The following is a 20,514-nucleotide window of genomic DNA, read 5'->3' as shown; positions in this document are numbered from 1 at the left end:
CGACGGCCGGCCCGATCATCGTGGTCGGACCGGCCGTCGACGCGGATCAGTGGCTGGCCAGGGCGTCCCCGGCGGCCGGGTCGCAGTCGCGGAGGAACTGGGCGCAGCGCGCCGCCTCGTCCGCCTCGCCGATCTCGCCGGCCGCGCGGGACAGCACGTAGAGACAGCGGAGGAAGCCCCGGTTGGGCTCGTGCGACCAGGGCACCGGGCCGTGGCCCTTCCAGCCGCTGCGGCGGAGCTGGTCGAGGCCCCGGTGATAGCCGGTGCGGGCGTACGCGTACGCCGGGATGACCTGGCCCGCGGAGAGCGCCCGGCTGGCCAGCGCCCCCCAACCCGCGCTGTAGGTCGGGAAGCTGGCGGCGACCTCGGCGTACGCCTCGTCGGTGTCCTGCTCGGCGGCGGCCGCCAGCGCGGCGTCGGCCTCCTCGTGTGCGGGGAGCAGGGTGGCCGGTGGCTCAGGCAACAGGTTCTGCATCGCCCCATTCAACCCGCTTCGCCCTGGGGTACGCGAGGGGGTCCGGCGAGCTGGTCGGCTGAACGGCTGAGGGTTTCGTCACGCCTGCGGTGTCCCGCCCACGTACCCGCGGCCCATGCCGCAGCGAGACTTTTTCCACTACAACTACAGATCCGGAGCCTCCCCAGGACCGGGTAATGCAGGAGCCCGGCGGCCTGGCCACCGGGCTCCTGTCCGTGCCGCCCGAGTTTGCCGGCTTGCCGCCCGGGGGCAGGATGATCTGGTGCCGACCCCACCACCCGCGGACGTCATCGAGCCGCACGACACCAGCATCGACGAGATCGAGACCCGGACCGAGTTCGACCGGCGGCTGGCCGAGGGGACCCTTGCCGGCCTGACCGTGCAGGGCCTCCGCCTCGACCTGGACCCGGTCCCCGACCTGCGCGGCGTCGAGGTCGCCGGCACGCTCTTCGTGGGCTGCCGGTTCGCCGACCGCGAGGTCGGCGCGGACCTGGTCCGGCGGGGCGCGAACGTCGTACCGCCCTTCTCCGGACTGCCCTACCCCACGCAGCCGGCCCACCTCTACACCGCCGACGACCTGGCCGCCGGCTTCGCCGAGGGTGGCTTCGCCGGGATGTACGACACCCGGGTGTACGCGCACTTCCGGGCGCACGGCGGCGCCCTGCCGGACGTGCGGGAGGCGCTCGGCCAGCGGCTGCACGACCACGGCGTGGACAACGCCCTGGCCGACGCCACCCGGGCCTGGCTGGCGGTGCACGGGCCGCAGTCGGTGGTGGGCGTGATGGGTGGGCACGCCGTGCAGCGCGGCAGCGCCGCGTACCGGATGGCGGCGGTGCTGGGCTGGGAGCTGGCGCGGGCCGACCGGTTGGTGGTGACCGGCGGCGGGCCCGGCGTGATGGAGGCGGCCAACCTGGGCGCGTTCCTCGCGGCCTGGCCGGCGGAGGAGCTGACCGCGGCGATCGACCTGCTGGCGACCGCGCCGGACTTCACGGACCACGACCGCTACACCGACGTGGCCCTGCGGGTCCGGGCCCGGTACACGGCCGGCCCGTCCCTGCCCACGCCCCGCCCGGCGGCGCCGGGCACCGAGTGGGCCCGCTCGGGGGGTCTGGCCATCCCCACCTGGCTGTACGGCCACGAGCCGGCGAACCTGTTCGCCGGGCGGATCGCGAAGTACTTCTCCAACGCCATCCGGGAGGACACCATCCTGCGGCTGGCCCGGGGCGGGATCGTCTTCGCGCCGGGCCGGGCCGGCACGGTGCAGGAGGTGTTCCAGGCGGCCACCAAGACCTACTACGGCACCGACGGGGCGAGCGGCGCGTACGTGTTCCTGGACCGGACCTACTGGACGACGGAGCTGCCGGTGGAGTCGCTGCTGCGGCCGCTCTTCGCGGCCTCCCCGTTCGGCGACCTGTCGGCAACGGTGCACCTGACCGACGACGTCCGCGAGGCGGTCCGGGTGCTCACCGCATGAGAAGAGGGGCCCCTCGCACGAGGGGCCCCTCTTCCAGCGGGTCACTTCATGGTGGTGCCGGTGGAGCGCAGGTGCTCGCAGGCCTCCACGACCCGGGCGGCCATGCCGGCCTCGGCGGCCTTGCCCCAGACGCGCGGGTCGTACATCTTCTTGTTGCCGACCTCGCCGTCGACCTTCAGCACACCGTCGTAGTTGCGGTACATGTGGTCCGCGACCGGGCGGGTGAAGGTGTACTGGGTGTCGGTGTCGATGTTCATCTTCACCACGCCGTAGTCCAGCGCTTCGCGGATCTCGGACAGCAGCGAGCCGGAACCGCCGTGGAAGACCAGGCTGAGCGGCTTCTCCTTGCCGTACTTCGCGCCGACGGCCACCTGGATGTGGTGCAGCACCTCGGGGCGGAGCTTCACGTTGCCCGGCTTGTAGACGCCGTGCACGTTGCCGAAGGTCAGGGCCGCCATGTAGCGGCCCTTCTCGCCGAGGCCGAGCGCGTCGACCATGGCCAGACCGTCCTCGACGGTGGTGTAGAGCTTCTCGTTGATGGCGTTCTCGACGCCGTCCTCCTCGCCACCCACGACGCCGACCTCGATCTCAAGGACGATCTTGCCCTTGGCGGCCTCGGTGAGCAGCTGCTCGGCGATCTCCAGGTTCTCCGCCACCGGCACGGCCGAGCCGTCCCACATGTGCGACTGGAAGAGCGGCTCCTGGCCGTTCTTCACCCGCTCCTGCGAGATGGCCATCAGCGGCCGGACGAACTTGTCCAGCTTGTCCTTGGGGCAGTGGTCGGTGTGCAGCGCGATGTTCACCGGGTACTTCTTGGCCACCTCGTGCGCGTACGCCGCGAACGCCACCGCACCGGTCACCATGTCCTTCACGGACGGGCCGGACAGGTACTCCGCGCCGCCGGTGGAGACCTGGATGATGCCGTCGCTCTCCGCGTCGGCGAAGCCCTTGAGTGCCGCGTTCAGCGTCTGCGACGAGGTCACGTTGATCGCGGGGTACGCGTACCGGCCGGCCTTGGCCCGGTCCAGCATCTCCGCGTAAGCCTCGGGGGAAGCGATGGGCATGTCGAACGCTCCTTACTTACCGCTCTCGGCCGTGCAGGCCGCTGTCTTCCTTGGGTGCGCCGGACCGCGCTGTCCATCGCGGGAAGTATCCCGTAGGAGCGCGCGGCGGACACAACCGACCCGGGAACCGCTCACCGTTCGTCCAGGCTGTCCGGCAGCACGACGCTGATCAGCCAGGTCACCACCGCCATCACGATGGCGCCCCAGAAGGCCGCCCAGAAGCCGTCGACGTGGAACGACAGGTCCAGCCCGCGGGCGATCCAGTCGGTGAGCAGGAACAGCAGGGCGTTGACCACGAGCGCGAACAGACCGAGCGTGAGCAGGTAGAACACGCATCCGACCACCTTGATGACCGGCTTCAGCAGGGCGTTGACCGCGCCGAAGATGAGCGCCACCACGACGAGGGTGAACACCGTGTTGAAACCGTTGTGGCCGGTCACCTTCACGCCGGGCACGATCAGCGTGGTGATCCACAGTGCGACCGCGGTGATCGCCAGCCGGATCAGGAAGCCCACCACACCATCCTGGCACCGGGTGCACCCCACGGAGGGGACAATCGCCGACTCCGCCGTTCCGCCCGCCGCCGAGCGGGGACCCGGGTCAGCCCGTACGGTGTGGTGGTGACTGTCCGCACCGAGATCCAGGGAGGGACGATGGGTCAGCCCGACGAGGACTTCGCCCCGAGCGACCACCTCGCTCCGGAGGAGCGGGACCTGGAGGCGGAGCCGGCCGACGCGGTCGAGCAGACCGTGGCGGTCACCCCCGACGACGGCGACGGCGAGCCGCAGCGAGGGCTGGAGGTCGACGACTGGGACGCCATGGAGCAGGCCCGGGTGGTCACCGCCGACGAGGACGACTACCGCTGAGCCGCGCGGAGCGGGGGCCGGAACCCCCGCCCCGCCTCAGCGCAGGGCGGTGACCTGCTTCGGGTGCGCCGCCGTCCACTCGCCGAGTCGGTCCGCACGCAGCGCGTCGAGGAAACCCGGCGCCAGGGCGGGGTCGAGCCGGAATCCGTACGGTTGCCGCTCCGTGTAACGGATCGGCAGGCCCACCGCGACCGGTTCGACAGCGGCTGCCTTCCCCGCCACGGAGATCAGCGTCAGCAGGGACGTCTGCCCGGTGTCGGTCACCACGCCCGAGCCGACCTGCGTGACCAGTCGGTTGAGCAGCACCGGGTTGGTGAGCACCCCCTGCTCACGGATCCGCGTGAGCAGTCCGGCCGCGTACCGGCCGGCGTTGCGGTCCCGGTCCAGTCCGCCGTCCCGGAGGCCGTAGCGCTGCCGCAGCAGGTCCACCGCCGCGGTGCCGTCGAGCTGCTGGCAGCCGGCCGGAAACCGCCGCTCGGTGTGCACCGAGCGCACCGGCGCCGGCAGGCAGACCGGCACGTCGCCGACCGCGTCGGTCAGCTCGCGGGTCGCCTCATAGGTGAGCACCGCGCCGGCGTCGATCCGTACCCCGGTGAGCTGGGTGACCACCTGCCGGGTCGCCCGGTACCCACCGGCCAGGTCCGTCCCGGACGGCCCGGCGCCGACGGCGAAGGACGCGTTGAGCTTGCCGGTCCCCCGGCCGGGGATCGGCACCAGCAGGTCGCGTGGAAGGGAGACCAGGTAGAGCCGGCTGCGGTCCGCCGGGACGTGCACCAGCAGCACGGAGTCGGCGCGCCGGCCCGCGCCGGTCTGGTCCAGGCCGAGGAGCAGCACGTTCAGCGCCCCGGTGGGCGTGGGTGCCGGCGAGGCCGTCGCCAGCAGGTTCGCGCTCTCCGGCGGTCGCGGCGCGATCGCGGTGAAGCCGGCCAGGGCGGCGCCCACCACCGCCAGCGTCGTGCCGGCGAGCCGGAGTCGGAGCCGCCGCCGGCGGCGGCGGACCACGGCCCGGTCGATGGCGGCTCGAACCGGGCCGACCGCCGGGACCAGCTCCTCACGCCGGGCGAAGGCGGCCCGCAGGTCATCCTCGATCATCAGCAGACCTCCACGTACTCGGCTCGGAGGGTGGCCAGGGCGCGGGAGATGCACGAGCGGACGGTGCCGACGGCGCAGCCGAGGATCTCCGCGATCTCCGCGTCGGGCAGGTCCTCGTAGTAGCGCAGCACCAACGTGGCCCGCTGCCGCCGCGGCAGCCGCGACAACCAGGACCAGACCTGGTCACGGTCCACGGCGGACTGCGCGTGGTCGGCCGGGGCCGGCACCCCCTCGTCCGGTTCTCCGCGCAGCAGCACCCGGCGCGCCCACGACCCGCGCCGCCAGTCGATGAACTGGTTGGTGAGCATCCGGCGCACGTACCGCTCCGGCGCGTCGCTGCGGGCGACCCGTCGCCAGTTGAGCTGAACCCGGACCATGGTCTCCTGCACCAGGTCCTGAGCCTGGTGCGGATCGCCGGTCAGCATGACCGCGTACCGCAGCAGGGCGCCCAGCCGCGCGTCGGCGAACTCCTCGTACGTCACTGCACCTCCCGGTGTCCCGCCCTGTTGACGGGCACGGGCCGGCGGAACATTGCACCGGCGCCGATCAACCGTTCGGTCAATACCTTCGGACCGGCGCCAACTGGGACAGCGCGGCGACTTAAGGATTCTTTAAGCTCCACGGGCTCCACCTGATCATTCACGGGAGGAACCCCCAACCATGCTCACCAACTCCACCCGGCGCTGGCTCGCCGGGTTGGGCGTCGCAGGCGCGTTCGTCGCCGCCTCCGCCACCCCCGCCTTCGCCGCCCCGGCGACCGAGTTCGAACTCTTCTTCCCCGACGTCACCGTCGCCGCCGACTCGCCCGGCGTGGTTCGGGGAGCGAGCCTCTACAGCGACGAGGCCGCCGTGCTCAACGACGTGACCGTCCGCTACGACTATCGCAGCCTTGCCGGCAAGGTCACCCTGACCGGCGACACCGGCAACGACTGCACGGCCGATGGCGACGGCGTCCTGGTCTGCCGCGAACCGTTCCCAGTCACCATCGACGAGCTGTACGGCGGCTTTGTCGGCAAGGTCGTCGTCGCTGCGACCAACAAGGCAGCGACCGGCGACGAGGGAGAGCTCAAGATCGACCTTCGCGCCGCCGACAGGGAGATCGCCACCTCCAGGTCCCGAATCCGGGTCGGCGAGGGCGTCGACCTGGCGGGTGGAGCGGACACGACGGTGAAGGCCGCACCTGGGGGCAAGTTCCAGGCCCCGGTGACGGTACGCAACGTCGGCAGCAAGGACATCGACGGCGTCGTGGCACTGTTCGACAGCGACTACGGCATCCGGACCAAGGAGCGGTTCGACAACTGCCTCTACGTCGAGGACTTCCTGTTCGCCTGTGAGTTCGACGAGAAGATCGCCGTTGGCGGAGGCGGCACCACGACCCTCAACTACGAACTTGCCGCCGACACCTACGCGCCGGGCAGCCAGTTCAGCAGTGTCTGGTTCATGACTCCGTCGGACTTCGAGGACCTCATCGGTGTTCGCGAGGATGCCGGTGCCGAGGTGGCTCGCCGCGGTACCAGCAAGTCCCTGTCATTGACCTCGTTGCCCGCTGCTCGCAGTGCCCGCGTGGCACAGACGGACACCGACCCGAACAACAACTTCAGCAGCTTGACGGTGGAGGTCACCGGCAAGAACGGGGCTGACCTGGCCGCGATCGGCGCCACGCTCACCGGAAAGAAGGGTGCGGTGCTGACGGCCGCTCTCGGCTTCCGCAACAACGGCCCGGCCACGCTGGACCACCTCCGCACGGAGTCCGACGTGACCTTCATGGATGTGACGGTGCCGACCGGCACCACCGCCGTCGAGGTGCCGGTCGACTGCGCTCCGCGAACCGGTGATGACGCCAAGTGGGGCCAGGCCGGCACGCCCGGCGCCGCCGCGTACCGGTGCTACCCGGGTCCCTTCGCCCCGGCCGGCGAGACGCTGACCGCCGAGTTCAAGTTCCGGATCGACAAGGTCATCGCCAACGCATCCGGCGCCGTGAAGGTCAACGTCCCGTGCGAGTGCGAAGGTGGCTTCTACGCCGACCTGAAGCCGGCGAACGACACCGCGAAGATCGTGGTGAACGCCGCGCCGGGTGGCCAGGGTGGCGGTGGCCAGGGCGGCGGTGACGGCGGCTCGCTGCCGATCACCGGTTCCAACACCGCTCTGATCGCCGGCGTCGGCGCGCTGCTGCTCGCCGCCGGTGCGGCCGGCTACGTGGTGTCCCGCCGCCGCAAGACCCGCTTCGTCGCCTGACAGAGCACCAGCAAGCGGTGCCCCGCCGACCCCCGTCGGCGGGGCACCGCCATTTCCGGGTCACCCCGACAGACCACACCAGAGAGCGGCGGCCGACCACGTCAGGGTTTCCGGCACCGCGACCACCGAGAACGAAAACGAATCGACCACCCTGAGAACATCAAGACCGTGCTGCTGACCCTCACCACGACCCACCGCCCCGCCACCGACCTCGGCCACCTCCTCGTCAAGCACCCGGACCGCGTGCAGAGCTTCGACCTGCCCGCCGGCACCGCGCACGTGCTCTACCCCGAGGCGGACGAGGCGCGGTGCACGGCGGCGCTGCTGGTCGAGGTCGACCCGCTGAAGCTGGGCGGCGGCCGGGGCCATCGCCGGCGGGCGGCCACACCCGACAGCTTCACCCTGGGGCAGTACGTGAACGACCGCCCGTACGCGGCGTCCAGCCTGCTCTCGTCGGCGCTGGCGAAGGTGTTCCGCTCGGCCCTGCGCGGCGAGTCCCGGGACCGCCCGGAGCTGGCCGCCACCGCCATCCCGCTGGAGGTACGGGTGCCGGTGCTGCGCTGCCGGGGCGGCGCCGACCTGGCCGGCCGGGTGTTCGCCCCACTCGGCTGGGCCGTGGCGGCCACCCCGATCCCGCTCGACGAGACGTACCCGGAGTGGGGCGACAGCCGCTACGTCGACCTGACGCTGACCGGCACGCTGCGGCTCGCGGACGCGCTCAACCACCTCTACGTGCTGCTGCCCGTGCTGGACGACGCGAAGCACTACTGGGTGGCCCCGGACGAGGTGGACAAGCTGCTCCGGGCCGGCGCCGGCTGGCTGGCCGACCACCCGGAGCGGAGTCTGATCACCCGTCGCTACCTGGCGCACCGGCGCGCCCTCGCCGGAACCGCGCTGGCCCGCCTGGCCGAGCTGCGCCTCGCCGACGAGCCGCCCGCCGACGACATCGTCGACACCGAGCCGCCCGGCGAGGCGCCCCGGGCCTCGCTCGCCGTACGCCGGCGCGAGGCGGTGCTGGCCGCGCTGCGCGACAGCGGTGCGTCCCGGGTGCTGGACCTGGGCTGCGGGGGCGGTGCGCTGCTCGCCGCGCTGGTCGCCGACCGTCGGTTCACCGAGATCGTCGGCACCGACGTATCGAGCCAGGCGCTCACCCTGGCCGCCCGGCGGCTGCGGCTGGACCGGCTGCCGGAGCGGCAGCGGAACCGGGTCCGGCTCTGGCAGTCGGCGCTGACCTACCGGGACGACCGGCTGCGCGGCTACGACGCGGCGGTGCTCATGGAGGTGGTCGAGCACCTCGACCCGCCGCGGCTGCCGGCGTTGGAGGACGCCGTCTTCGGCCACGCCCGGCCGCGCACCGTCGTGGTGACCACGCCCAACGTCGAGTACAACGTCCGCTACGACGGGCTCGGGGACGGCCGGTTCCGGCACGCCGACCACCGCTTCGAGTGGACCCGGGCCGAGTTCGCCGCCTGGGTCGACCGCGTGGCCACGGCGCACGGCTACACCGCGACGATCGCCGGGATCGGCGACGACGACCCGGAGGTGGGCGCACCGACCCAGCTCGCCGTCCTGACCAGCACGGAAACCGACAACCGGAAGGAGGAGACGACCCGATGACCGTCCTGGACATTCCCGAACTCGCCCTGGTGGCGCTGGTCGGCGTCTCCGGCTCCGGCAAGTCGACGTTCGCCCGCCGGCACTTCCGGCCCAACCAGGTGCTCTCCTCGGACACGTTCCGGGGCATGGTGGCCGACGACGAGAACGACCAGTCCGCCTCCGGCGACGCGTTCGACGCGCTGCACCACGTGGCCGGGATCCGGCTGCGCCGGGGCCGGCTCACCGTGGTCGACGCGACCAACCTCCAGCCGCACGCCCGGGCCGGGCTGATCGCGGTGGCCCGCGAGCACGACGTGCTGCCGGTGGCGATCGTGCTGGACGTGCCGGAGGCGGTGGCGTGGGAGCGTACGCAGTCCCGGGCCGACCGGACGCACGGCCGGCAGGTGCTCACCCGGATGCAGCGCGACCTGCGGCAGTCGTACGGGCGGCTCGCCCGGGAGGGCTTCCGCAAGGTGCACGTGCTGCGCGGCGTCGAGGAGATCGAGGCCGCCGAGATCCGCTACGAGAAGCTGTTCAACGACCGGCGCGAGCTGACCGGGCCGTTCGACGTCGTCGGTGACGTGCACGGCTGCCGCGAGGAGCTGGAGGCGCTGCTGCTCCGGCTGGGGTACGCACTGCACCGCGACGACGCGGGCCGCCCGGTGGACGCGGTGCACCCGGCGGGGCGTACCGCGGTCTTCGTGGGTGACCTGGTGGACCGCGGTCCGGACTCCCCCGGGGTGCTGCGCCTGGTCATGGGCATGGTGGCGGCCGGCCACGCGATCTGCGTGCCGGGCAACCACGAGCAGAAGCTGCTGCGCAAGCTGCGCGGCCGGGACGTGCGGCTCACCCACGGCCTGGCCGAGACGATGGCCCAGCTGGAGTCGGAGCCGGCGGAGTTCGTCGCGGAGACCGCGGCCTTCATCGACGGCCTGGTCAGCCACTACGTGCTGGACGGCGGCCGGCTGGTGGTGGCGCACGCCGGCCTCAAGGAGGCCTACCACGGGCGGGCGTCCGGGCGGGTGCGGTCGTTCGCCCTCTACGGGGAGACCACCGGCGAGACCGACGAGTACGGCCTGCCGGTGCGCTACCCGTGGGCACGCGACTACCGCGGCTCGGCCATGGTCGTCTACGGGCACACGCCGACCCCGGAGCCGGAGTGGGTGAACAACACCATCTGCCTGGACACCGGCTGCGTCTTCGGCGGGAAGCTCACCGCGCTGCGCTACCCGGAGAAGGAGCTGGTCTCCGTCCCGGCGGTCAAGGAGTGGTACGCGCCGGCCCGCCCGCTCGTCGCGGCGACGCCGGCACGGCCGGACAGCGTGCTCGACCTGGCCGACGTGACCGGTCGCCGGCACCTCTCACACGCGTACGGGACGCTGACCGTGCCGGCCGAGAACGCCGCCGCCGCGCTGGAGGTGATGAGCCGGTACGCGCTCGACCCGGACCGGCTGGTCTGGCTCCCGCCGACCATGGCGCCCTGCTCGACCTCGACGGTCGAGGGGTTCCTGGAGCACCCGGCGCAGGCGTTCGCCGACTACCGGGCGGCCGGCGTGGACCGGGTGGTCTGCGAGGAGAAGCACATGGGCTCGCGGGCCGTGGTGCTGGTGGAGCGGGAGCCGGGGCGGTTCTCCGGCGGGTCGGTGCACACCCGCACCGGGCGGCCGTTCTTCGGGCCGCCGCTGGACTCCGAGCTGCTGGCCCGGGTGCGCGCGGCGGTCACCGCGGCCGGCCTCTGGGGCGAACTGGGCACCGACTGGCTGCTCCTCGACTGCGAGCTGCTGCCCTGGTCGGCGAAGGCGGGCGGGCTGATCCGCGAGCAGTACGCCGGGGTCGGGGCGGCCGGGCGGGCGGCCCTGCCGGCGGTGCTCGCCACGCTGGACGCCGCCGCCGGACGGGGGCTACCGGTGGGTGAGCTGCGCCGCCGGATGACCGACCGGGCAGCCGAGGTCGAGGCGTACTCGGCGGCGTACCGGGCGTACGTGGGGCGGACCGACGGGCTGCGCGGCGTGACGCTGGCGCCGTTCGCGGTGCTGGCCGGGGCCGGCACGAGCTACGCCGACCGCGACCACGGCTGGCATCTGGCCCTGGCCGACCGGCTCTGCGCCGCCGACCCGGAGTTCTTCACCCCCACCCGGCGGCAGGTGGTCGACCTGGCCGACGAGGCGGCCGTGGCAGCGGCGACCGACTGGTGGCTGTCCCTCACCGCGGCCGGCGGGGAGGGCATGGTGGTCAAGCCGTACGCCGGGCCGGCCGCCCGCTCGCCGAAGGGGTCGCTGCTCCAGCCGGGGATCAAGTGCCGGGGCCGGGAGTATCTGCGGATCATCTACGGTCCCGGGTACACCGGGCCGGGGCAGCTCGCCGGCCTGCGCAAGCGGTCGCTGGGCCGCAAGCGCGGGCTGGCCCTGCACGAGCACGCGCTGGGCCTGGCCGCGCTGGACGCGCTGGCCGAGGACGCCCCGCTCTGGCGCCGCCACGAGCTGGTCTTCGCCATCCTCGCCTGCGAGTCCGAGCCGGTCGACCCACGGCTCTAGGCGCGTCGGTCGTCGATCCCCGGCTCGGCTCCGACCCGGCACCGGAAGGAGGACCACGCGGCGAGGCCGGCAATCGTGCCTCGCCGCGTGGTCCGAAGGCATCGGACTCAGTACTTGATCGTGCATCCGCTGAGCGAGCCGTCGGTGCCGCAGCCCTGACCGAGCAGGCCGGCGTCATTCAACATCTGCGTCCAGTCCGTGCCGGAGATGACCCCCCGGGCCTCGGTCCGCTTGCCACCACCCGTGTAGTAGCTGGTCGTGGTCGGCGAGACGCTGCCGGTCCTCTTGGTCCAGACGGTGCGACAGAACGGGCTGTAGCGGAGGATGATCGTGCCGCCCGGGAACCAGACACTGTCCACGTCGATCGCCCTCTCGTCGTATCCGGGCCGGCCCTCGACACAGGTCGCGTAGTGCGTTCCGTCGTAGTAGATCTTGAAGGTGTTCGGGTCCCGGTAGTCACAGGTCGATCCACAGCCACTCGCGGCGAGCGTGGAGAGGGAGACGTAGCCTGCACCGGAAGGTGCCATGCCGCCCGAAGTGGGTGCGGCGCTGGCCGGCGCCGGTGCGGCCAGCGCCGCCGCCATGACGCCCAGAGTCGCGATGATGGTCCGGATGCGTGTCCTCATGCCAGTTCTCCCTGTTCCGATCCCGGATGCTCCGGGTCCCTGCGTGCGAGGACCCTCGCAGGGGCTGCCACCGGCCACCCACCGGCGGACCATCACGGCGACATCATGGTGCTCCGGGTGGCATGACCACGGTCCGGCGTGGGATCGGATCCGGCCCGGGTACCCTTTGTGGCCGTGGACACAGCAGAGAAGACCCGGGTGCTCTCCGAGAGCGTGGCCCTGAACCCGCTCGATCCGAAGGACCTCATCCACACCTTCGGGATGATCGGCGTCTGGGCGATCCTCTTCGCCGAGACCGGTCTGCTGGTCGGCTTCTTCTTCCCGGGCGACTCGCTGCTCTTCCTGGCCGGGGTGGCCGCCTCGCCGGTGGCCGACGCGATCTTCGGCGCCGGCACCCGGCTCTCGCTGGCCGGCCTGCTGATCGGCGGTCCGCTCTGCGCGATCGCCGGCGCCCAGCTCGGGCACTGGCTCGGCGCGCGCTACGGCAAGCGGATGTTCGACCGGCCCAACTCCCGCCTGTTCAAGCGGGAGTACGTGGAGAAGGCCGAGTACTACTTCCAGAAGTTCGGCCCGGCGAAGGCCGTGGTGCTGGCCCGGTTCATCCCGATCGTGCGGACCTTCCTCAACCCGGTGGCCGGGGTGCTCGGCATGCCGGCCCGGCAGTTCCTCCTGTGGAACGTGGTCGGGGCGGTCCTCTGGGTGGACGGCATCCTGCTGGTCGGCTACCTGCTGGCCGACCAGATCTACAACGCGATCGGCGACAAGATCGACCGGTACATCCTGCCTGTCGTCGCGCTGATCGTCCTGATCTCGGTGCTGCCGATCTTCTTCGAGTTCCTCCGCGACCGCCGGGCGCGCAAGCGCGGCGAGGCGGCCGCGGTGGTCGCCGCGGCCAGCGCGGCGGGCGCGGTGGACGCGGTCCGGGACGCCATCGAGGGCGACGACGACCAGCACCGGCGCGGCGGCCAGCACCGCCGCTGATCCCCGGACACACCGAAGGCCGGCCCCCTCCCGGGGAGCCGGCCTTCGGACTACGACCTGTCGATCTGCGGGTGGCACGGATGACGGACAGCCGTCACCGTCCGGTGGTGGCGCCACCCCTGGCACGCCACCCGTCGCCGCACTCAGCTGAGGCGGCCACCAACCTCGGACACGTCCGGATTCAGCGGGCCTTCTTGGTGGCCCGCTTCCGCGGCGGGGTCAGCAGATCCGCGATCGTGGCGATCGCGGTCGGCACCAGCCGGTAGTACGCCCAGACACCGCGCTTCTCCCGCTCCAGCAAGCCGGCCTCGGTGAGGATGCGCAGGTGGTGGCTGACCGTCGGCTGCGAGAGGCCGAGCGGCGCGGTGAGGTCACACACGCACGCCTCCCCCTCGGGAGCCGACTGGATCAGGCTGAGCAGCCGCAGCCGGGCGGGGTCCGCGAGGGCCTTGAGGACCCCCGCGAGCCGCTCGGCGTCGGCACGTTCGATCGGCTCGCCGGCAAGCGGCGAGATCTGAGGCATGGTCATTTCAGCCAACGCAGTTCCCACGTTTTCCATCCTTCCACCAGCAGCATCGATCCGCCTGCATATCAGCAGATCCGAATCGGCAAACTTTTACGCCACAAGGCCGAGGTCAGCCAACGTATAGGCCGCCCGATAAGGCAGTCCGGCGGCTCGCACCGCGTCGCCGGCGCCTCGATCAACAATAACCGCCACACCCACCACCTCGGCCCCGGCCTCGCGCAATGCCTCGACGGCGGTCAACACGCTGCCGCCCGTGGTCGAGGTGTCCTCGACCGCCAGGACGCGACGCCCGGCGACGTCCGGCCCTTCGATCCGCCGCTGGAGGCCGTGCGCCTTGCCCGTCTTGCGGACCACGAAGGCGTCCAGCGGTCGGTCGGTCCCGGCCGACGCGTGCAGCATCGCGGTGGCCACCGGGTCGGCCCCGAGAGTCAGCCCGCCCACCGCGTCGTACGCCCAGTCGGCGGTGAGGTCGCACATCACCCGGCCAATCAACGGCGCCGCCCGGTGATGGAGCGTGACGCGACGCAAGTCGACGTACCAGTCCGCCTCCCGACCCGACGAGAGCACCACCCGGCCGTGGACCACAGCCAGGTCAGTGATGAATTTACGCAGGTCGTCGTGGTCCCCCATGGCGATAGAGGGTACTTCGCAAGTCTGGGAGGCGGGCGTGGGGTCCACCCGGGTCAACCCTGCGGGCGACCGACGGGTGGTGATGGCCGACTACGCTGTGCGACCGTCCACCCCGGTCGGCCGGCGGGGACCCCGGCGACGGGGCAGTTGCCGGGCCGGCTCGCGGTCAGCCGCCGGCCCGGTCGACCCGGCCGCGGGTGTCCCGGGACGCCCCGCGCAGCAGCCGACGCGGCGCGTGCCGCAGCCCCGCCACGGCCAGCTTGTACTTCCAGCTCGGCACGCTGACCAGCTTGCCTTTCCGCAGGTCACGCAGCCCTTCGTCGACCACGTCGTCAGTTCGCAGCCACATCCACGCCGGAGTGCGCGACATGTCGATGCCGGCCCGCTCGTGGTAGCCGGTGCGGGTGTAGCCGGGGCAGAGCGCCATCACGCGTACGCCGAGCGGGGCCACCGACTGGCCGATCGATTCACTGAAATTCGTCACCCAGGCCTTGCTGGCCGAGTAGGTGGATCCCGGCATGGGGACACCGAAGCCCGCGACGGAAGAGACATTTATCACTGCCCCGTGGCCTCGCTCGATCATCGGACCCAGGGCCGCGTGGGTCAGCCGGAGCACCGCCAGCACGTTGAGCCGGACCAACCGGGTCTCGTCGGCGACGGCCGACCGGACGAACGAGGTGCTGAGACTGATCCCGGCGTTGTTCACCAACAGTTCCACCGGCGGCTCGGTGACCAGCCGGCGTTCCACCGCCGCGCAGCCGTCGTCGGTGGGCAGATCCGCGGCGATCGTCTCGACCTGCCGGCCGTGCCGGCCGGTCAACTCGGCCGCCAGGTCGTCGAGCCGGGTCGCGTCCCGGGCCACCAGGACGAGGTCCCAGCCGTCGGCGGCGAGCCGGCGGGCGAACGCCTCGCCGATGCCCAGGCTGGCGCCGGTGATGAGGGCCCGGCGCGGGGCGGGGGACGGTGCGTCGGTCACGGGCGGTCCTCGGGGGGTGGAATCGGCCCGGGCGGGGCCGGCGTCGGGGAGGGATGCGTGCCGGGCGGCGGCCCCCAGGGCGAGGGGTGGCTGAAGGTCGGCCCGGCGGGCGGTGTCGGCCCGGTCGGCGCGGTCGCCGGGCGGCGGTGGAAGAACGCGCCGGCCGAGGGCAGGGTCAGCAGGGCGGCCACCACCAGGTACCCGAGGATCTGTGCCACCGACAGGGCCGCGTTCACCGGAATCCACCAGTCCGGGTATGCGTCGCCGGCCCGGGCCAGCAGGTCGGCGGTCACCCGGTCGTCGGCGCCGAGCCGGAGCGGGGCGGTCCGCTGCCCGACCAGCACCGCCAGGCCGCAGCAGCCGCAGAACAGGCCCAGCCCGGCGACCACCCAGGTGGCCACCCGGGCGCCGGCGCGACCGGAGAGCAGGCCGAGCGCGAGCCCGACCAGCAGCAGCGCGACCAGCACGCCGAGCACGGCGGAGAGCACCGTGGAGGCGCGCAGCAGCGACGCCACCCCGTCGATCTCGCCGCCGCCCGCGTCGGTCGTCCGCGCCGCCTCCCGGAAGCGGTCCACCGTGCCTGCCGTGACCAGCAGATTGGCGACCGCGTACGCCACGGCGCCCACCGCCATCAGCAGCAGCAGCGCCGCCGCCGAGACCACCGCGCCCGGCCGGCGGGGCGGGGCCTGATGGGGGTACGACACGACAGATCCCTCCGGTAGGCGTCGGCTTGCAACCTACTCGGAGGGATCGTCGGCGTCGCTCTTATCCGGGCGTCAACTTGTCGGCGGCTCGCCCTCCCGGCGCTCCCCGGACTCCGGCGACGGACCGGCCTGACCCGGCTGCCCGGGCGCCGGCTGAGCCGGTCCCGGGGCGGGCTGGCCCGGGTAGCCGGGCGTGGCCGGGTAGCCCGGGGTCTGCGGGTAGCCGGGCTCCGCCGGGTAGGCGGCACCCGGGACCGGCGGCTCCCAGCCCTGCTTCGGCTTGCGGAAGAACTCGTTGGCCTTCGGCAACGCCAGCAGGATCAGCGCGACCAGCAGCGAGATGAGCCCGACCACGCCGAGCGCCGTGTTCACCGGCCCGTACCAGGAGGGCAGAGCGTCGTCGAGGCTGCGCCGGATCTCCTCCGCGGAGGGCCCGTCGCCACCGGTGCTGCCACCGACGGTCCCGGTGGCGCCGCTGATCAGGCTGCCACCGAGGCAGCAGATGAGAATGCCGCCCAGCACCCAGGTGGTGATCCGGGTGCCGTTGTTGCCGCGGTTGTTGAACAGGCCCAGGACGACCAGGCCCAGCGCGAGGACGAGCAGCAGGGCGGCGGTCCCGATGGTGAACGCGACCACGAACGTGCCGACGTCCTGCGCGCCCGTCGTCGTGCCCTCGAAGGCCCGCTCGAAGCCCTCGCGCAGCTTGCTGCCGACGGAGACGGTCGCGATCAGACCGATCAACTGAGTGAGCGCGAAGAGCAGCAACAGGTAGAAGGACGCCGCCACCACGCCCGGACGCACGCGCCCCGGCGCCGGGGAGGAATCGGTCATGACTCTCTCTCCTTCGCTAGATCAGGCCCACACAGTAGCGGCCCCGACCCATCGACGCCGGGCACGACGACGGCCGCCCACGCCGGTCAGCTCGTCCGGTCCGCCGCTCCGGCCTCCCGGCGCAGCCGGCGGTACTCGGCGGTCACCACGGCGAGCAGGAAGAGGTCGACGCCGAGCGCGAAGACCGCGCTGAACTGGTTGACCGTGAAGCTGAAGACCTGCCCGAAGAGCAGGTCCACGAGGAGCGCGAGCTTGAACAGCCGGAACGCCCGCGTCTGGTCGCTGGGCAGCAGCAGCGCGCCGCGGATGCTCAGCACCGCGGTGATCAGCGCGGAGACCGAGACGCCGAGCAGTGCACCCCACTCCTGCTGGTCGGGCAGATGGCCGGTGATCGCGTCGAGCAGCACCCGCACCACCACGACGAACGGCTCGCCGATCAGGTAGAGCACCACCAGGGACACCACCCACCGGTGCGTGGTCACCCACACCGCGACGCGGCGGGCCGTGCCGAGCCAGCGGTGCCAGAACCGGGGTGCGGGCGCCTCCCGGCGGGGCACCACGTCCAGCAGCCTGACGACCGCCTCCTCGACGTCCGGGCCGCAACCCTGGACCATGCGCAGCACAGCCGCCCGGCGCCGCGCCGTGAGGCCGGTGGTGAGACCGCCGACGACGGTGTACAGGGCGTTCGCCGTGCGCTCCGGTCCGGACAGCCGGGTCCGGCCGCGCAGCGCCTGGGTGATCACGACCAGCAGGGCGAACGCGACGTAGATGATGCTCGCGGCCGGGGCGTAGAAGTAGTTCGTGCCGGTGGTGACGAACTTGCCGACCTCGTCGATGAAGAGCCCGAAGCCCATCCCGCCCAGGATGGCCCCCAGGATGCGGGCCACGCTGCCGAGGAAGACCAGCCCCACGCCGAGGCCCGCGGTCATCAGCAGGCCACCCCAGAGCACGTGGGCGATGTGCAGCCCGCCGCCGCCGAGCTGCGGAAAGCCGGTCGCCTGGAGGTACGCCCGGGTGGCCAGCACGGTCAGCACCCCGGACAGCACGAACGCCTGAAGGTACGACGGCGCCTCCAGTGCCCGGGGCGGTCTCGACCAACGGGACGAACGGGCGGGCATGGCTTCGAAACTAGTAGCCGCGCCACTCCGCTCGGGCGTACTCCAGCACCCTGGGCTGCAGCAACGTGGAGGCGGGCACGTCGACCGGGCCCCGGTCGGCCGGGAACGTAGCGGCCGCGGCGAGCACCGACGGGGTGAGGAAGCGCAGCGGCGGCGCGTCGGCGGGCAGCCCCAGCGCCGGTGGCGTACCGCCGGGCGCGGCGAGCACGAACCCCCAGTCGCCGAAGCTCGGCACATCCACGTGGTACGGCACGGTGGCGAAGCCCGCCTCCCGGATCGACCGCTCGATCGACCAGTACGACCGGGGCGCGAAGTACGGCGAGCCGGACTGCACGACGAGCCGGCCGCCGGGGGCGAGCACCGGCCGGATCAGCGCGTAGAACTCGACCGTGTAGAGCTTGGCGGTGGCCGTCTCGTCCGGGTCGGGCAGGTCGGCGACGACCACGTCGAAGCGTTCCGCGGCGGTGCGCAGCCAGCCGAACGCGTCGACGTTGAGCACCCGGACCCGGGGGTCGGCGAGCGAGTGGTGGTTGAGCTCGCGCAGCTGCGGCTCGGAACGGGCCAGCCGCACCACGGCCGGGTCGAGGTCGACCAGGGTCACCTGCCGCACGTCCGGGTACTTGAGGATCTCGCGCAGCGCCAGCCCGTCGCCGGCGCCCAGAACCAGCACGTTGCCGTGCGGACCGCGCATCGCGGGGTGGACGAGCGACTCGTGGTAGCGGTACTCGTCGATCGAGCTGAACTGGAGGTCGCCGTTGAGGAACAGCCGCAGGTCGGTGTCGGTGTGCCCGATCTCCCGCACCGACCGGGTCAGCACGATCTCCTGGTAGCGGCTGCGCTCGGCGTGCACCACCGGGTCGCGGTAGAGCTGCTGCCGGGCGGTCACCTCGAAGTCGTGGGCGGCGACCCACGCGTACCCCAGGCAGAGGGCGACCACGGCGGCGCCGGCACCGAGCGCGACCCGCGCGCGGCGACCGAGATCGGCGCGGAAGACGGTGCAGACGAGGGCGAGGCCCGCGACCGCGTTCACGGCGCCGACCACGAGGGCGCCCTTGAGCTGGCCGAAGACCGGCATCAGCAGGAACGGGAAGGCCAGGCCGCCGAGCAGCGCGCCGACGTAGTCGGCGGCGAAGAGGTCAGCCACGGCGCTACCGGCGGACTGCGCGCGGATGCGTTGCAGCAGCACCATGAGCAGCGGGATCTCGGCGCCGATGAGCAGGCCCAGCACGAACGCGGTGCCGACCAGCGCCGGCCCGTAGAGGTCGAGCCAGGCGAACGCGGCGTAGAGGCCGAGCACGGAGAGGCCGCCGAGCAGGGCCAGCGTCAGCTCGATCGCGGCGAACGCGGCCGCCGCCCGGGACTGGAACGGCTTCGCGACCAGCGCGCCGACACCCATCGCGAAGACCATCACGCCGAGCACGATCGACGCCTGGCCGACCGCGTCGCCGATCAGGTAGCTGCCGAGCGCGACGAGGGCCAGCTCGTAGACCAGGCCACAGGCCGCGCAGACGAAGACCGCGAGCAGGACCGCCGCGCGGGCCGGGCGCCAGGGCGGCCGTGCGGGCGCGTCGGCGGTCACGCCTTCTCCCGGGTACGCCCGGCGGCGCCCGCCCCGGCGCGCTGCGCGGGCACGGCCACCCGGCGCTGCCGCTCCCGGCCGCGCTGCACGACGCCGACGGTGACGAAGAGCGCGGCGAGCAGCAGCAGCCCGACGGTGGCGAGCAGCCAGCCCCACCGGTCCCGCAGGTAGTCGCTGCCGGCGTCGGGGAGCGGGGACGGGCTGCCCGCCGCCGGCACCGGGGTGTCGGCGGGCTCGGCCAGGCCGGCCTCGACGGCGAGCAGCGGCAGCATGACCGCGGCCCGGGTGACGGCCCAGCCGGGATCGTCCACGAAGACGTCCTCGGTGAGCCCGAGCCTTTCCAGCCCGTTCTCGACCCGCACGAGGTCGAGCGTGTCGATGTCCGGGGAGCCGGTCACCTCGATCCGGGCGAAGTCGTTGCTCTCGCTGCTGTCCGAGACGTAGCCGACGTTGGCCGTCACCTGTACCCAGCGCGGGCAGGCCGGGTTCTCCTCGACGGCGATGCCGTCGCCCAGGTTGGAGCCGACGTTGCGCGGGGCGGCGCCGTAGTCGTAGTAGTCCTCCAGCGCCCAGCCGTAGCAGAGGCCCTGCTCCGTGCTGGTCCGCTGGAGGATCGCCACGCTGTCGGCCCGCTCGTCGGCGGCCGGCGCCGGCACGGTGGTGTCCCCGTCGGTGTTGAGCACGCCCACGGCGACACAGCCGGCGACGATCAGGCCGACGGTCAGCCAGGCGACCCAGGCGGTCTTCCTCTTGGCCGCCCGCTTGCCGGGTGTCATCAGCTGATCGCGGCGGCGATGATCGCGCCGGTCGCCAGGTGCACGACGGCGGAGACCCAGACCGCGGGGTGCGGCTCCGGGTCGACCAGGATCTCACCGAGCTTGCCGGGGGTGGCCATGTCCAGCAGCAGGAACGACGCGGCCATGATGACCAGCCCGAGGATCCCGTACGCGGCCGCGCCGACCAGGCCGAGCGCGAAGTCGTCCGCGCTGGCGGCGATCGCGGCGACCACGATGATGCCGACGCCGGCCAGGTTCGAGGCGAGCAGCAGCGCGGCGTTGCGGTTGCGCTCCGCCCAGATCAGCTCGTGCAGCTTGCCGGGGGTGGCGACGTCGACCAGCACGTAGCCGACGGCCATCAGGGCGACGCCGACCACGCCGTAGGCGAGCGTGACGAGCAGATCGGTGAACAGGGTCTGCACAGGGGACTC

Annotated in this window: 21 protein-coding genes; 6 read left to right on the top strand and 15 right to left on the bottom strand. The window is 72.7% G+C overall.

The genetic code is table 11. From position 1 onward, the window contains the following. Nucleotides 1–46 precede the first annotated feature (46 nt). A complete protein-coding gene (locus tag ABZW14_RS00425; RefSeq protein ID WP_355337450.1) occupies nucleotides 47–475 on the bottom strand; it encodes a DUF3151 domain-containing protein in 429 nt (142 codons plus the stop codon). 262 nt (nucleotides 476–737) lie between these two features. Between ABZW14_RS00425 and ABZW14_RS00420 the strand changes: the two genes are divergently transcribed. Next, nucleotides 738–1,949 carry a hypothetical protein gene (locus ABZW14_RS00420; RefSeq protein ID WP_355337447.1) on the top strand — a complete coding sequence of 404 codons (1,212 nt, stop codon included), beginning with the start codon at nucleotides 738–740 and terminating at the stop codon, nucleotides 1,947–1,949. Nucleotides 1,950–1,990: 41 nt separating this feature from the next. Here ABZW14_RS00420 and fbaA read toward each other — a convergent pair whose 3' ends face one another. Both fbaA and ABZW14_RS00410 read right to left on the bottom strand, forming a co-directional pair. Further along, entirely contained in the window at nucleotides 1,991–3,013 is a 1,023-nt protein-coding gene (fbaA, locus tag ABZW14_RS00415; RefSeq protein ID WP_355337444.1) for a class II fructose-bisphosphate aldolase, read from the bottom strand. 131 nt (nucleotides 3,014–3,144) lie between these two features. After that, the gene (locus ABZW14_RS00410; protein ID WP_355337441.1) at nucleotides 3,145–3,528 is read right to left on the bottom strand and encodes a phage holin family protein; all 384 of its coding nucleotides are present in this window, start codon (nucleotides 3,526–3,528) and stop codon (nucleotides 3,145–3,147) included. A gap of 138 nt (nucleotides 3,529–3,666) precedes the next feature. Between ABZW14_RS00410 and ABZW14_RS00405 the strand changes: the two genes are divergently transcribed. After that, nucleotides 3,667–3,879: a hypothetical protein gene (locus ABZW14_RS00405; RefSeq protein ID WP_154230684.1), complete on the top strand. Its 213-nt coding sequence runs from the start codon at nucleotides 3,667–3,669 to the stop codon at nucleotides 3,877–3,879. Nucleotides 3,880–3,915: 36 nt separating this feature from the next. Here ABZW14_RS00405 and ABZW14_RS00400 read toward each other — a convergent pair whose 3' ends face one another. Together ABZW14_RS00400 and ABZW14_RS00395 are read right to left on the bottom strand one after the other, a co-directional pair. Beyond that, the gene (locus ABZW14_RS00400; protein ID WP_355337438.1) at nucleotides 3,916–4,971 is read right to left on the bottom strand and encodes an LCP family protein; all 1,056 of its coding nucleotides are present in this window, start codon (nucleotides 4,969–4,971) and stop codon (nucleotides 3,916–3,918) included. Further along, the gene (locus tag ABZW14_RS00395) at nucleotides 4,971–5,453 is read right to left on the bottom strand and encodes a SigE family RNA polymerase sigma factor (RefSeq protein ID WP_355337435.1); all 483 of its coding nucleotides are present in this window, start codon (nucleotides 5,451–5,453) and stop codon (nucleotides 4,971–4,973) included. The genes ABZW14_RS00400 and ABZW14_RS00395 overlap by 1 nt, the downstream gene beginning before the upstream one ends. Before the next feature lie 178 nt (nucleotides 5,454–5,631). Here ABZW14_RS00395 and ABZW14_RS00390 point away from each other — a divergent pair, with 178 nt between their 5' ends. The 3 genes from ABZW14_RS00390 (at nucleotide 5,632) to ABZW14_RS00380 (ending at nucleotide 11,336) form a co-directional block, all read left to right on the top strand. After that, a complete protein-coding gene (locus tag ABZW14_RS00390) occupies nucleotides 5,632–7,206 on the top strand; it encodes an LPXTG cell wall anchor domain-containing protein (protein WP_355337432.1) in 1,575 nt (524 codons plus the stop codon). 168 nt (nucleotides 7,207–7,374) lie between these two features. Next, nucleotides 7,375–8,823, top strand: a complete 1,449-nt coding sequence (locus tag ABZW14_RS00385; protein ID WP_355337429.1) for a 3' terminal RNA ribose 2'-O-methyltransferase Hen1 — start codon at nucleotides 7,375–7,377, stop codon at nucleotides 8,821–8,823. Continuing rightward, on the top strand, nucleotides 8,820–11,336 hold the full coding sequence (locus ABZW14_RS00380) for a polynucleotide kinase-phosphatase (protein ID WP_355337426.1): 2,517 nt from the start codon (nucleotides 8,820–8,822) through the stop codon (nucleotides 11,334–11,336). The genes ABZW14_RS00385 and ABZW14_RS00380 overlap by 4 nt, the downstream gene beginning before the upstream one ends. Nucleotides 11,337–11,443: 107 nt before the next feature. On the opposite strand, the gene ABZW14_RS00375 is transcribed toward ABZW14_RS00380, so the two are convergent. Beyond that, nucleotides 11,444–11,962, bottom strand: coding sequence for a hypothetical protein (locus ABZW14_RS00375; protein ID WP_355337423.1), 519 nt, complete (start codon nucleotides 11,960–11,962; stop codon nucleotides 11,444–11,446). 261 nt (nucleotides 11,963–12,223) lie between these two features. Between ABZW14_RS00375 and ABZW14_RS00370 the strand changes: the two genes are divergently transcribed. Beyond that, nucleotides 12,224–12,943, top strand: a complete 720-nt coding sequence (locus ABZW14_RS00370; RefSeq protein WP_355339317.1) for a VTT domain-containing protein — start codon at nucleotides 12,224–12,226, stop codon at nucleotides 12,941–12,943. Nucleotides 12,944–13,124: 181 nt separating this feature from the next. On the opposite strand, the gene ABZW14_RS00365 is transcribed toward ABZW14_RS00370, so the two are convergent. The 9 genes from ABZW14_RS00365 to ABZW14_RS00325 all read right to left on the bottom strand — a co-directional run bounded on the left by ABZW14_RS00365 (nucleotide 13,125) and on the right by ABZW14_RS00325 (nucleotide 20,505). Beyond that, nucleotides 13,125–13,502 carry a metalloregulator ArsR/SmtB family transcription factor gene (locus ABZW14_RS00365; RefSeq protein ID WP_076468717.1) on the bottom strand — a complete coding sequence of 126 codons (378 nt, stop codon included), beginning with the start codon at nucleotides 13,500–13,502 and terminating at the stop codon, nucleotides 13,125–13,127. A 57-nt stretch (nucleotides 13,503–13,559) separates the two neighbouring features. After that, entirely contained in the window at nucleotides 13,560–14,099 is a 540-nt protein-coding gene (pyrE, locus tag ABZW14_RS00360) for an orotate phosphoribosyltransferase (RefSeq protein WP_154229399.1), read from the bottom strand. Nucleotides 14,100–14,265: 166 nt separating this feature from the next. Beyond that, complete coding sequence (locus ABZW14_RS00355) at nucleotides 14,266–15,075, bottom strand: SDR family oxidoreductase (protein ID WP_355337418.1); 810 nt, start codon at nucleotides 15,073–15,075, stop codon at nucleotides 14,266–14,268. Next, nucleotides 15,072–15,779 (bottom strand): hypothetical protein, encoded by a 708-nt coding sequence (locus ABZW14_RS00350; protein WP_355337415.1) that lies wholly within the window; start codon nucleotides 15,777–15,779, stop codon nucleotides 15,072–15,074. Before ABZW14_RS00350 ends, ABZW14_RS00355 begins: the two co-directional genes overlap by 4 nt. A gap of 72 nt (nucleotides 15,780–15,851) precedes the next feature. After that, on the bottom strand, nucleotides 15,852–16,610 hold the full coding sequence (locus tag ABZW14_RS00345) for a hypothetical protein (protein WP_355337412.1): 759 nt from the start codon (nucleotides 16,608–16,610) through the stop codon (nucleotides 15,852–15,854). 86 nt (nucleotides 16,611–16,696) lie between these two features. Further along, on the bottom strand, nucleotides 16,697–17,728 hold the full coding sequence (locus ABZW14_RS00340; RefSeq protein ID WP_355337409.1) for a hypothetical protein: 1,032 nt from the start codon (nucleotides 17,726–17,728) through the stop codon (nucleotides 16,697–16,699). A gap of 10 nt (nucleotides 17,729–17,738) precedes the next feature. Further along, nucleotides 17,739–19,307 carry a polyamine aminopropyltransferase gene (locus ABZW14_RS00335; protein WP_355337407.1) on the bottom strand — a complete coding sequence of 523 codons (1,569 nt, stop codon included), beginning with the start codon at nucleotides 19,305–19,307 and terminating at the stop codon, nucleotides 17,739–17,741. Beyond that, nucleotides 19,304–20,083 (bottom strand): hypothetical protein, encoded by a 780-nt coding sequence (locus tag ABZW14_RS00330; protein WP_355337405.1) that lies wholly within the window; start codon nucleotides 20,081–20,083, stop codon nucleotides 19,304–19,306. The genes ABZW14_RS00335 and ABZW14_RS00330 overlap by 4 nt, the downstream gene beginning before the upstream one ends. Then, nucleotides 20,083–20,505 carry a DUF350 domain-containing protein gene (locus tag ABZW14_RS00325; RefSeq protein ID WP_355337402.1) on the bottom strand — a complete coding sequence of 141 codons (423 nt, stop codon included), beginning with the start codon at nucleotides 20,503–20,505 and terminating at the stop codon, nucleotides 20,083–20,085. The genes ABZW14_RS00330 and ABZW14_RS00325 overlap by 1 nt, the downstream gene beginning before the upstream one ends. Nucleotides 20,506–20,514: the final 9 nt, after the last annotated feature.

Source organism: Micromonospora sp. NPDC004551 (genome assembly GCF_040609975.1).
Taxonomy (GTDB): domain Bacteria; phylum Actinomycetota; class Actinomycetes; order Mycobacteriales; family Micromonosporaceae; genus Micromonospora.
Note: the sequence above shows the minus strand (reverse complement) of the source record. Positions and strands in the feature narration are given on the sequence as shown.